This window comes from Streptomyces mangrovisoli (assembly GCF_000974985.2).
Lineage (GTDB): Bacteria > Actinomycetota > Actinomycetes > Streptomycetales > Streptomycetaceae > Streptomyces > Streptomyces mangrovisoli.
Genome location: NZ_LAVA02000042.1, coordinates 1 through 11,876, shown reverse-complemented (window position 1 = coordinate 11,876; position 11,876 = coordinate 1). Strand labels below are relative to the sequence as shown.

The 11,876-nt window shown below is 73.9% G+C and carries 10 protein-coding genes; 7 read left to right on the top strand and 3 right to left on the bottom strand.

What is annotated here, in order from left to right; genetic code table 11:
* Positions 1-145 precede the first annotated feature (145 nt).
* From hmgA to WN71_RS18935, 4 genes are all read left to right on the top strand, one after another.
* Positions 146-1,486 (top strand): homogentisate 1,2-dioxygenase, encoded by a 1,341-nt coding sequence (hmgA, locus tag WN71_RS18950; protein WP_046590420.1) that lies wholly within the window; start codon positions 146-148, stop codon positions 1,484-1,486.
* A gap of 80 nt (positions 1,487-1,566) precedes the next feature.
* Positions 1,567-2,316, top strand: coding sequence for a GntR family transcriptional regulator (locus WN71_RS18945; protein ID WP_046593050.1), 750 nt, complete (start codon positions 1,567-1,569; stop codon positions 2,314-2,316).
* A 258-nt stretch (positions 2,317-2,574) separates the two neighbouring features.
* Entirely contained in the window at positions 2,575-3,780 is a 1,206-nt protein-coding gene (locus WN71_RS18940; RefSeq protein WP_046584139.1) for a type ISP restriction/modification enzyme, read from the top strand.
* A 92-nt stretch (positions 3,781-3,872) separates the two neighbouring features.
* Positions 3,873-5,069, top strand: coding sequence for a CaiB/BaiF CoA transferase family protein (locus WN71_RS18935; RefSeq protein WP_046584208.1), 1,197 nt, complete (start codon positions 3,873-3,875; stop codon positions 5,067-5,069).
* 49 nt (positions 5,070-5,118) lie between these two features.
* Here WN71_RS18935 and WN71_RS18930 read toward each other — a convergent pair whose 3' ends face one another.
* The 3 genes from WN71_RS18930 to WN71_RS18920 all read right to left on the bottom strand — a co-directional run bounded on the left by WN71_RS18930 (position 5,119) and on the right by WN71_RS18920 (position 6,859).
* Positions 5,119-5,385: a hypothetical protein gene (locus WN71_RS18930; protein ID WP_046584140.1), complete on the bottom strand. Its 267-nt coding sequence runs from the start codon at positions 5,383-5,385 to the stop codon at positions 5,119-5,121.
* Positions 5,386-5,501: 116 nt separating this feature from the next.
* Positions 5,502-6,320 carry an anti-sigma factor gene (locus WN71_RS18925; RefSeq protein WP_046584141.1) on the bottom strand — a complete coding sequence of 273 codons (819 nt, stop codon included), beginning with the start codon at positions 6,318-6,320 and terminating at the stop codon, positions 5,502-5,504.
* A complete protein-coding gene (locus WN71_RS18920) occupies positions 6,317-6,859 on the bottom strand; it encodes a sigma-70 family RNA polymerase sigma factor (RefSeq protein WP_046584142.1) in 543 nt (180 codons plus the stop codon). The genes WN71_RS18925 and WN71_RS18920 overlap by 4 nt, the downstream gene beginning before the upstream one ends.
* 208 nt (positions 6,860-7,067) lie before the next feature.
* Between WN71_RS18920 and WN71_RS18915 the strand changes: the two genes are divergently transcribed.
* The 3 genes from WN71_RS18915 to WN71_RS18905 form a co-directional block, all read left to right on the top strand.
* Entirely contained in the window at positions 7,068-8,609 is a 1,542-nt protein-coding gene (locus WN71_RS18915) for a DUF4331 domain-containing protein (protein WP_046584143.1), read from the top strand.
* Between the two features lie 107 nt (positions 8,610-8,716).
* Complete coding sequence (locus WN71_RS18910) at positions 8,717-10,579, top strand: tetratricopeptide repeat protein (protein WP_046584144.1); 1,863 nt, start codon at positions 8,717-8,719, stop codon at positions 10,577-10,579.
* Positions 10,576-11,876, top strand: a 1,301-nt coding sequence (locus WN71_RS18905) for a nickel transporter (RefSeq protein ID WP_071369862.1), incomplete at its 3' end; no start/stop codon positions are given. The genes WN71_RS18910 and WN71_RS18905, both read left to right, overlap by 4 nt.

The following is an 11,876-nucleotide window of genomic DNA, read 5'->3' as shown; positions in this document are numbered from 1 at the left end:
GACAACGGGATCCCCCCGAGGCCGGGTTCCCCCACGCTCACCGCGCCCGTACCGCGTCCCGCGCCGCGCCCCGCATCGCCCTCTTGCGCCCGCGAAACCGCAATCCTACGGTGATACATAGGAATCGGATGGCAAGGGAGCGATCATGACCGGGGACGCACGGAAGACCGCCGAGGGACTGGCCTATTTGTCCGGTTTCGGCAATGAGCACGCCTCGGAGGCGGTGCCCGGAGCCCTGCCCGAGGGACGGAACGCCCCGCAGCGCGCGCCCCTCGGGCTCTACGCGGAGCAGCTGAGCGGTTCGGCGTTCACCGAGCCGCGCGCCCACAACCGCCGCTCCTGGCTGTACCGGATCCGCCCCTCGGCGGCGCACCCGGCGTTCACGCACACGCACAACGGCTGGATCCGTACGGCCCCGTTCGCCGAGTCCGTGCCGGACCCCAACCGGCTGCGCTGGAACCCGCTGCCGGAGCCCACGGACGGCACCGACTTCCTCGCCGGCCTGTGGACCCTCGGCGGCAACGGCGACGCCGCCCAGCGCAGCGGCATGGCCGTGCACCTCTACCACGCCAACGCCTCCATGGACCGGGTCTTCAGCGACGCGGACGGCGAGCTGCTGATCGTGCCCGAGCGCGGCGGGCTCCTGCTGCGCACGGAGTTCGGGCTGCTCGGCGTGGAGCCGGGCGAGGTCGCCCTGATCCCGCGCGGGGTGCGGTTCCGGGTGGAGCTGCTCGACGCCGCCCCGGACGGCACCGCCGCCCCGAGCGCCCGCGGCTACGTCTGCGAGAACTACGGCGCGCCGTTCCGCCTCCCCGACCTCGGCCCGATCGGCGCCAACGGCCTCGCGAACGCCCGCGACTTCCGCGCGCCGGTCGCCGCCTACGAGGACGTCGAGGGACCGGTCGAGGTGGTGAACAAGTTCTGCGGCAACCTCTGGACGGCGACGTACGACCACTCGCCGCTCGACGTGGTCGCCTGGCACGGCAACCACGTGCCCTACGTCTACGACCTGCGCCGCTTCAACGTCATCGGCTCGATCTCGTACGACCACCCCGACCCGTCGATCTTCACGGTGCTCACCGCGCCCTCCGACACCCCGGGCCTCGCGGGCGTCGACTTCGTGGTGTTCGCGCCGCGCTGGCTGGTGGGCGAGGACACCTTCCGGCCGCCGTACTTCCACCGGAACGTGATGAGCGAGTACATGGGCCTGATCGAGGGCGCGTACGACGCCAAGGCCGAGGGCTTCGTGCCGGGCGGCGGCTCGCTCCACAACATGATGTCGGCGCACGGGCCGGACCAGGAGACGTTCGACCGGGCCAGCGCGGCGGAGCTGAGGCCGCAGAAGATCGACGACGGCCTGGCGTTCATGTTCGAGACGCGCTGGCCGGTGACGCTCACCCAGCACGCGGCGGGCGCGGACCATCTCCAGCGCCACTACGACGACGTCTGGCGCGGCCTGGAGCGCCACTTCCGCCCGGCTCCCTGAACGGCGGCCGGCGCCCCCGCGCCGCGCCCCCGCCCCGCCCCTCTTGCACTGATGGAAGCCCGACAGGTACGGATTGCCCCGTGACCTCCTTCGCACCTGACTCGATCGTCCTGAACCGCAAGCTGCCGCTCTGGTACCAGGTCTCGCAGTCGCTGCGCGCCTCGATACTGGGCCGCTCGCCGCACGACCCGCTGCGGCTGCCGACCGAGGAGCGGCTCGCGGAGCACTACGGCGTGAGCGTGCTGACCATGCGGCAGGCGCTGAAGGAGCTGGAGGAGGAGGGGCTCATCACCCGGCACCGCCGCCGGGGCACGTTCATCGAGCCGAGCGTGCACCGGGGCACTCCGGTGCGGCTGCTGGGCTCGGTGGACGCGATCGTCGCCCAGCAGTCCGGCATGACGACCCGGCTGCTGGAGCACGGCCCGGTGCCCGTGCCGGCCGAACTCGCCGAGCACTTCCCGGACCTCGCCGAGGTCGCGGCCTACCACCGGCTGCGCAGCGACGAGAAGACCGGCGAACCCACCAACCACGCCCGCAACTTCGTACGGCCCGAGGTCGCCGAGCGGGTCGACCTCGACGACCTGGTGCGGTGGCCGATGACCAAGGTGCTGCGGGATGTCGTCGGCGTGGACATCAGCCGCATCACGGACACGGTGGAGGCCCGGCTCGCCGACCCGGAGACGGCGCGGCTGCTCGAAGTCCCGCTGCTCAGCCCGATCCTGCACTACACGGGGATCACCTACGACGAGGACGGCAGACCACTGGACGTGGCCGTCATCCACTACCGGGGCGACCGTTTCGCCTTCACGGTCACCCTCGACGCGGTCTGACCCGGGCATCGGCCCCCGGGACCCCGGGGGCCCCGTCCCGCACACGGGCGGCGAGCGCCCATGACTCCCGCGGGCCCGCCGTGGACGCTCGCGCGGTTCCCCGCGCCCCAGACGGGACACCGACCGCCACCCCCTCAAGGGGCGCGGGGAACTGCGCGGAAGCCACCCACCGGGCCGCACGCGGACGGTGCGGACCGCGCCCCGCGCGCTGTGCCGACGCGTGCGTGCGTGGCCGTCCTGTCGGCGGCAGGTCGTACGATGCCCAGCGTGACGCCCGACGACGCTCCGCCGCTGGCGGACCTCATGCCGTGGTCCGTCGCACCGCCGCGGCTCGGCCGGGGGTGGCCGACGGCGCCCGACGCCGCATCGCTCAGGGCCCGTTGGGACGCCCTGGTGAAGGCCGAGGGCCCGGACCGCGCAGCCCTGTTCGAGCCGACGCGGGCGCGCACCCTGCACTCGGCGGTGGGCCAGCTGCCCGGCCGCGCGGCCGGCACCGAGCGGCTGATCCGCGCCGACGGCCCCTGCCCGGAGCCGGTCCGGGTGCTGCACGCGCCGTTCGACGAGCAGTGGCTGATCCCGGACCAGCGGCTGATCGACGCCGCGCGGCCGGAGTTGTGGCGGGTGGCGGACGAACACCAGGTGTTCGTCGTGGAGTCGGCGGCCGCGCCCGGCACCGGCGGCCCGCCGCTGCTGGCGACCTCGCTGCCGCCCGTGCTGCGGCCCGGCCGCATCCGCCCGCTGTTCCGCCGCCCGGGCGGCGCCGAGCCCAATCTGGCGCCGGGCCTGCTCGACCACCTCGGCGCCCGGCTCGGCACCACCCCGGAGCCGCTGGACTTCCTGGCCTGGACGATGGCCGCGGTGCGCCCGGACCTGACCGTGCCGCTCACCGGGGACCCGGCCCGCTGGGCGCGGGGGGTCGAACGGGGCCGCCGCGTCCTGTGGCTGATGCGCCGCGACGGGGAGCGCCCGAAGCTGCCGGGCGGCCGCCGCCCCTACGTCCGCGCACCGCTGCCCGCCCGCCCCGTCGACGTGCGCTACGACCGCGACGAGGAGGCCCTGCATCTCGACGAGGGCCGTGTCTCGCCCGTCCCGCCCGGGGCGTGGGACTTCGAGGTGGCCGGGGTCCGGGTGCTGGAGCAGTGGTTCGCGGCCCGCACCGGCCCGGTGGAGCCGGGCACGCTGGCGGCGATCCGCCCGGCGTCCTGGCCGCAGGCGTGGACCTCGGAGCTGCTCGAACTGATCACCGTCCTCGCGCTGCTCGCGGAGGCGGGAGAGGGACACGAGGACGGGGAACCGGCGGCCCGCGCCACCGCCGCCGAGCCGCCCGACGAACCGACGGATCCCGTCACCGCCGCCGAGCTGCGGGAGGCCGGAATACTGCCGCCGCCGACCGCGAGCCGCGGGCCCGCGTCGGTCCTGGACCACCACGAGGAGGGCCCGGACGGGCAGTTCGCCCTGCTCTGAACCGCGTGGCGGGCTCGCGTCATCCGAACGTGGCGTACGGCACGGTGTCGACATGCTGACAAAGCCCTGACCCAGGGTCCATGATCCCGATCATGGACCGACTGCCGCTGCCGCTGGAGGGCATCACCGTCGTCGCCGTCGAGCAGGCGGTCGCGGCGCCCTTCGCCACCCGGCAGCTGGCCGACCTCGGCGCCCGGGTGATCAAGGTCGAGCGGCCCGACGGCGGTGACTTCGCGCGCGGTTACGACACCGCGGCGGCCGGGCTCGCCTCGCACTTCGTGTGGTGCAACCGCGGCAAGGAGTCCCTCGCCCTGGACCTGAAGGACCCGCGCGGCCTGGCCGCCGTACGGGCGCTGATCGCCGGTGCGGACGTGTTCGTGCAGAACCTCGCGCAGGGGGCGGCCGCCCGGCTCGGCCTCGACGCGGCCACGCTCTGCGCCGCGCACCCGCGCCTGATCGCGGTCGACATCTCGGGATACGGCCCGTCGGGGCCGTACGCGGACAAGCGGGCCTACGACATGCTCGTGCAGTGCGAGACGGGCCTGGTGTCGGTGACCGGGACGCAGGAACAGCCGGTCAAGGCGGGCATCCCGGCGGCGGACATCGCGGCGGCCATGTACGCCTTCTCGGGGGTGCTGGCGGCGCTGGTGCGGCGGGGCGCCACCGGGCGGGGCGGGCCGGTCGAGGTGTCGCTCCTCGACGCGCTCGCCGAGTGGATGGGCCATCCCCTGCACCATGCGATGCACGGGGGCACTCCCCCGGCGCGCACCGGTCTGGCGCACGCCGTCATCGCGCCGTACGACGCCTATCCGACGGCGGACGGCGGCCGGGTGCTGGTGTCGGTGCAGAACGACCGGGAGTGGCGCCGACTGGCCGAACAGGTCATCGGGCGGCCGGAGTTGTGCACCGATCCGGACTTCGCCACAAACCCGGCGCGGGTGGCGAACCGGGAGCGCACCGACGCGGCGGTGGCACAGGCGCTGGGCGCGCTCGGCTGCGACGAGGCGGTGGCGCTGCTGGAGGGCGCGGGCATCGCGTGCGCACGCCTGCGGGACGTACGGGAGGTGGCGGAGCACCCGCAGCTCGCGGCCCGGGAGCGGTGGCGTGAGGTGGGGTCGCCGGTGGGGCCGCTCAGGGCACTGCTGCCCCCGATCACGTTGCCGGGCGGGGACACGGCAAGGATGGGGGACGTGCCCGCGCTCGGACAGCACACCGATGCGCTGCTGCGTGCCGTGGGGATGACGGACGACGGGATCGCAGCGTTGCGCCAGGACGGTGTGGCTGCCTGAACGCGGGCCTCGGGACGGTCGGTTGCCTTGTGCCGGTGGCGGCGGTGGGTCAGTTGCCGCCGAACAGCGAGCGGCGCAGCCGGCGCAGCGGCGCGAACAGCGAGAGTCGGCGCACGCGTGCGACCCGTCCATTGCGGTCGAGCGCGGTGTCCCGAGCGGTGAGCTCCACGATCAGCGACGTCGCCTCGGCCGCTTCCCGCTGCGGCACGGCGGGGCCCGCCAGTACCGAGAGGTGGCGGTCGAGGCGCGAACTGGTCGCGCTGCTCCCGCAGGTGATGGCAGGGACCCTAGCCCTGCGCACTGCTATCTGTTCCATGTCACTCCCCACCCGTACGAGTCCACCCGGCCCCGGGCAGAGTAACCCTATCGCTACCAAGGGGCACTCGTGTATCGCGACCACAGGATTCACCTTCCCCGCAAGGGGGTTGATGATTACTCTCCGAATCCGACCGATTTCAAGGCGAGTTGGACAATCGGCTGCGTAGTGGGCTGCGCTGACCCCCCGTCGGGTTCCACCGTCACAGCGAGTGACGTGGCCGACTTCTGAAGCCCGGAGGTGACCAAGGGCGTGTCGTCGCTGAAGAGCCCCAGTGAGCGCGGTCGTGCGCCGGGGCGCATGAGCCACAACTGGCGCACCCGGCCGCTGGGCGGGGCGTCGTATCCGCTGAGCGTGACGACGGCGCGGCCCTCCGATGCGGAGGCGATCACTCCGATCGTGTGCCCCGCAGCGTCCTGTCCGGTACTGGCGCGTGCGTCCGAAGCGGCCAGAACGTGGGCGATCTCACGGGAGTGATCCCGTTCGGCGTCGAGCCGGTCCTGGGTCCGGCCGGCCTGCACGCCGAAGAGCGCGGCGACCACGAGCGCGGCCGCGGCCGTGAGGGTGGCGAACGGCGCGAACACGGGCATCCGGCGCGGGGCACGGGTGCGTGGCGGCGGCTGCGCGCCCCACACGTGCGGCGGCAGCGGGCGGGCGGGGCCGCGCGCCGGGTCGGTCCTGGCGGACTCCTGCGCGGTGGTGGCCACGGCGGCCAGCACCCGGTCGCGCAGCGCGGCCGGCGCCGGGGCGGCCGTGGACCAGGCGAGCCGTACGGCGTCCTCGGACAGCGCGCGCACCTCGGCGGCGCAGCTGTCGCAGTCCTTCAAGTGCCTCTCGAAGCGGGCGCGTTCGGCCGGCTCCAGGGCGTCGAGGGCATAGGGCGCGGCCAGCGAGTGCAGGTCCTCGCGACCGAACAGCCGGTCGAGGAGACTCATACGGCACCTCCCAGGCATTCCCGCAGCCGCGTGAGTCCGTCGCGCATCCGGGTCTTGACGGTGCCGAGCGGCAGCGAGAGCCGTTCGGCCACCTCACGGTACGTGTAGCCGTCGTAGTAGGCGAGGGTGACGGACTGCCGTTGGAGCGCGGTCAGGCGGTCCAGGCAGCGGCGCACCCACTCGCGTTCCAGACCGGCCTCGACCTCCTCGGTCACCTGGTCGAAGGCCGGGTTGTGGGCGCGCCGGGCCTCACGCTGCTCGCGCTCGCCCGCGGCCCGGACGCTGCGCACCCGGTCGACGGCGCGGCGGTGCGCGAGGGTGAGCACCCAGGACAGGGCGCTGCCCCGGCCGGGGTCGAACCTCGGTGCGGAGCGCCAGAGTTCGAGCAGTACCTCCTGCGCGACCTCCTCGGTCTGCGCGGGGTCGCGCACCACCCGCCGCACCAGCCCGAACACCGGCCCGGACACCAGTGCGTAGAGCCGTTCAAAAGCCTTCTGGTCACCGCCGGCCACGAGCACCAGCAGCTCGTCCGCCTCCACTCGGTCCCCCTCTCCGTGCCCGCATGGGCCTCGTCCCGTCACACCAGGCATTCGCAACGCACCCACCTCCGGATGGGGTTACGGATCGGAAGACCCGAAACGCGGGTCGCGAGGCCCCGGAAAGATTTTTTTCGGTCCGACCAATCCGCCCCGGCCGGCGGCTCCGAAGACCCGACCGTCAAGCAAGTTGGCTCTGAGGACGGACGGCATGACACCTCTCTTCTCCAAGGGCGGCGCGGGACGGCGCAGTCTCGTGACCCTCGTCTGTGGTGCGCTGGCCGCCGGAGGGCTCACAGCCGCCGGCGTGGCCGCGTTGCAGCCGGAGGCGGCGTCCGCCTCCAGTCACCGGGAGGCCCCGCTCATCTCGGGCACCCCGCAGTACGACAACACCGACCTGTACGCGTTCGTCAGCCCGGACAAGCCCGACACCACGACGATCGTGTCGGACTACATCCCCTTCGAGGAACCGGCCGGCGGCCCGAACTTCTACCAGTTCGCGGACGACGCCCAGTACGACATCCACGTCGACAACAACGGTGACGCGCTGGACGACCTGATCTTCCGCTACACCTTCAAGACCCAGATCAAGAACAAGAAGACGTTCCTCTACAACACGGGCGTGGTCGACAACCTGACCGACCCCGACCTGAACGTCACCCAGTCCTACAACCTCGATCTGATCAAGCTGAAGAACGGCAAGCAGCAGCACACGACGAGGATCGCCAGCGACATCCCGGCGGCCCCGTCGGACGTCGGCAAGGCATCGATGCCGGACTACGCGAAGCTGCGTTCCCAGGCCGTCTACAAGACCGCGGGCGGCAGCACCACCTTCGCCGGCCAGGCCGACGACCCGTTCTTCGCCGACCTGCGCGTCTTCGACCTGCTGTACGGCGGCAACCTCTCCGAGGTCGGCCGGGACACCCTCAAGGGCTACAACGTCAACACGATCGCCCTCCAGGTGCCCAACGACCTGATCCGGCAGTCGGCCTCGCGTCCGACCGTCGGCATCTACGCGACGACCCAGCGCAGGAACGCCCAGGGCTACTACGCGCAGGTCTCGCGCCTCGGCAACCCGCTCGTCAACGAGGTCGTCAACCCGCAGAAGGACAAGGACAAGTTCAACGCGTCCCAGCCCAAGGACGACGCACAGTTCCTGAAGAACGTCACCAACCCGGAACTGCCCAAGCTCATCGAGGCGATCTACCACATCAAGGCGCCCTCCGAGCCCCGCGACGACCTCGTCAGCGCGTTCCTCACGGGCGTCAAGGGTCTCAACACGCTGCAGCCGCAGGCGAAGCCGTCCGAGATGCTCCGTCTGAACACGTCCATCAAGCCGACGGCCAAGCCCAAGCGACTCGGTGTCCTGGACGGCGACAACGCGGGCTTCCCGAACGGGCGCCGGCTCACCGACGACGTCATCGACGAGGCGCTCCAGGTCATGGAGGGCGAGCTCGTCGGGTCGAAGAACGACCTCGGTGACGCGGTCGACAAGAACGACAAGTCGTTCGAGAAGTCCTTCCCGTACGTGTCGGAGCCGACGTCCGGCTCGCGGGGCGCGCTCGCCAAGGGCACGACCAGCGGGGCCGACGTGCGCAACCAGCTCGGCGACGCGCTCCAGCCCGCCGGGTCGGGCTCCGGCACCTCGAACACCACGCTCATCGCCGCCTCGGCGGCCTCGGGCGCGGCCGGGATCCTGCTGATCGGCGTCGCCTTCGCCTGGTGGCGCCGGCGCATGTCGCGTCCGTACTGACGGGCGCCCACCCGACTGGCGCGGCCCGCACGACCACCCCCACGGTGCGGGCCGCGCCACCCCTTCCGCACCACCCGCACGACCGTCAAGGCGACCGAGGAGAGGGCATGTCCCCGCGTACGAACGACAGCGAGCCCGAGGACGAGCGCATCGCCCCCACCCCGGCCGGGGAGGGGGCCCCCACCGACGCCCGGCCCGAGGTCGGCCCGGCCTCGGACGCCCCGACCGATCACGGCCCGGCCGCGGCCACCCCGACGGAAGACGAGCCGACGGTGGCGTCCCCGGCCGGGGGCGGACCGGCCGTCACGAGCCCGGCCGAGGACGGTTCGGTCGCCGCGACACCCGCCGAAGACGAAGCGGTGGCCGCCGTCCCGGCAGGGGACGGACCGGCCATCGCGCCCCCGGCGGAGGACCAGCCGGCCATCGCGGCCCCGGCCGAGGACCAGTCGGCCACCGCGGCCCCGGTCGAGGACGGACCGGTCGCCGCAGCCCCCGCCGACGGCGGACCGGTCGCCGCCGAGGGCGGACCGGTCGGCGCCCCCGCGGTCGGCGACGGACCTGTCGTCCCGGACCCAGCCCCAGCCCCGGCCCAAGACGAACGCGTCGTCGCCGTGCGGCGGTTCTCCGCTGCCGGGCGGCGGTGGCGGGCCGGGCGGGCCGCGCAGCTGGCCGGGTGTGCGCTGCTGCTGGCGGTCGCGCTGACCGGCGGGGCCATCGCCGTGGGGGCCGCGCAGGACCCCGGAGCCGCCACCGTCGCCGCCTCCTCCGACGCCGTCTCGCCCGGACTGCTCGCGGCCGGGAACCTCGACGCGAGCATCGCCGCGATCCAGGCCCATCTGCGCACTCAGCCCAAGGACTTCGGCAACTGGGCGACCCTCGGCCTCGCCTACGTCGAGCAGGCCCGCACCAAGGGCGACCCGTCCCGCTACCCGCAGGCCGCCAAGGCGCTGAAGCAGTCCCTGAAGCTCGCGCCGGACAACGACCAGGCGCTCGCCGGACAGGCCGCCCTCGCCGCCGCCCGGCACCAGTTCGCGGACGCCCTCGGCTACGCGGACCGGGCACTCGCGCAGGACCCGTACAGCGAGCGCGCCCTGTCCTCCCGGGTCGACGCACTCGTCGAACTCGGCCGGTACGCCGAGGCGTCGAAGGCCGCCGACCTCGCCGACACCCGGCGCCCCGGCGTCCCCGTCTTCACCCGCTACGCCTACGTCCACGAACTGAGCGGCGACGTCACCACCGCCCGCCGCGTGCTGCGCCAGGCCCTCGACAGCGCCACCTCCACCGGCGACGTCGCCTACGTCGCCGCGCAGCTCGGTCAACTCGCCTGGAACCAGGGCGACTACAAGACGGCGCTCAGCTACTACGCGCGCGCCCTCGCCGCCGACGACAACTACCTGCCCGCCCTGGAGGGCCGCGCCCGGGCCCAGTTCGCGAGCGGCGACCACGCGGCCGGGATCAAGGGCATGGAACTGGTCGTCTCCCGCTACCCGTTGCCCGGCCCGCTCGTCGAACTCGGCGAGATGTACGAGAGCCGCGACGCCTCGGGCGACCCGGCCCGCGCCCGCGACCAGTACGCCCTGGTCGACGCCTGGATCGCGCTGGCCCGGGCCAACGGCGTCAACGCCGACCTCGACACCGCGCTCGCCGCGGCCGACCACGGCGACAAGGCCGCGGCCCTGCGCGCCGCCCGCGCCGAGTGGGCCCGTCGGCACACCGTGCACACCGCGGACGCCCTCGCCTGGGCGCTGCACGTGAACGGCCACGACACCGAGGCCCTCGGCTACGCCCGCCGCGCCACCGCGACCGGCTACCACAACGCCTCATTCCTCTACCACCGCGGCATGATCGAACTGGCCACGCACCACACCGCGGAGGGCCGGGCCTCGCTCACGGCGGCCCTGAAGCTCAATCCCGGCTTCTCGCCGCTCGGCGCGAGCACCGCCCGCGCGGCCCTGAAGGACTCGAAGTGAGGCCCCGCCGCCGCCTGTTGGCGCGCTGCGCCGCCGTACTCGGCGCCCTCGGCGCGCTCACCCTGCTGCCCACCGCGGCCGCGAGCGCTCACCCGCTCGGCAACTTCACCGTCAACCGCTACGACGGCCTGGTGGCCGCCCCCGGCCGGCTGCGGGTCGACCATGTCGAGGACCTGGCCGAGATCCCGGCGACCCAGGCCGGACCCGACCTGAAGCGGCTCGGCACGGCCCGCTGGGCCGAGCGGCGCTGCGCGGCCGCCGCCGAGGGCAGCCAGGTCGCCGTGGACGGGCGGCCGGTCACCCTGACCGTCACCAGCAGCCACGCCGAGCTGCGCCCCGGCCAGGCCGGGCTGCACACCCTGCGTGTGGAGTGCGGGCTGTCGGCCCCGCTGCCCAAGGGCTCCTCGGTCGCCCTGAGCTTCCACAGCGCGGGCGTCACCACGGGCCCCGGCTGGCGCGAGATCACCGCGCGCGGCGACCGGATGACGCTGACCGGGTCGAACGTGCCGAAGACCTCCGTCTCGCACGAACTCACCAGCTACCCCAAGGCGTTGCTCTCCTCCCCCGCCGACACCGTGACCGCGTCGGTGCGCGCGCGTCCGGGCGGGCCCGCGCTCGTCGAGGACCACGCCGCCGCGCCCGCCGCGTCCGTGCTGCCGCGCGGCGCCGACCGTTGGACCCGGGCCCTGGACGGGCTGGTCTCCCGCCACCACCTCACCGTCGGCTTCGCCGCGCTCAGCCTGGTCATCGCGATCGGTCTCGGCGCGCTGCACGCGCTCGCGCCCGGCCACGGCAAGACCCTGATGGCCGCCGCGGCGGCGGCCCGGGGCGGGCGGGCCCGGCTCCGTGACGTCATGCCGCTGGCCGCCTCGGTGACGGTCACCCACACCCTGGGGGTGGTCGCCCTCGGCCTGCTGGTCAGCGCCGGCTCGGCCGCGGCGCCCTCGGTGATCGCCTGGCTGGGCATCGGCAGCGGCCTCCTGGTCACCTTCGCGGGCGCGAGCCTCGTACGCCGTGCGCTGCGCAACCGCGCACACGCGCCCACGGCGCCCGCCCCACACGCACACGCACACGCGCACCCGCACCCGCACCCGCACCCGCACGACCGTCATCACGACCACGACCACGACCACGACCACGAGCCCGCGCACGCCCGCGAACTCGAACTCGCCCACGCGGCTCACGGCCCCGCGGACGACCACGCCCACGTCCACGTCCACGCCGCCGACGACCAGGAGCACGGCCACCGCCACGCCGCCGACCACCCCCACGACCACGACCACGCGCACCCCCACAG

What these genes read in the sequence shown, in the direction of transcription:
- WN71_RS18910 (WP_046584144.1), top strand. Translation starts at nt 8,717, where the DNA reads ATGTCCCCGCGTACGAACGACAGCGAGCCCGAGGACGAGCGCATCGCC.
- WN71_RS18935 (WP_046584208.1), top strand. Translation starts at nt 3,873, where the DNA reads ATGGACCGACTGCCGCTGCCGCTGGAGGGCATCACCGTCGTCGCCGTC.
- WN71_RS18925 (WP_046584141.1), bottom strand. Translation starts at nt 6,320, where the DNA reads ATGAGTCTCCTCGACCGGCTGTTCGGTCGCGAGGACCTGCACTCGCTG.
- WN71_RS18940 (WP_046584139.1), top strand. Translation starts at nt 2,575, where the DNA reads ATGCCCAGCGTGACGCCCGACGACGCTCCGCCGCTGGCGGACCTCATG.
- hmgA (WP_046590420.1), top strand. Translation starts at nt 146, where the DNA reads ATGACCGGGGACGCACGGAAGACCGCCGAGGGACTGGCCTATTTGTCC.
- WN71_RS18915 (WP_046584143.1), top strand. Translation starts at nt 7,068, where the DNA reads ATGACACCTCTCTTCTCCAAGGGCGGCGCGGGACGGCGCAGTCTCGTG.
- WN71_RS18930 (WP_046584140.1), bottom strand. Translation starts at nt 5,385, where the DNA reads ATGGAACAGATAGCAGTGCGCAGGGCTAGGGTCCCTGCCATCACCTGC.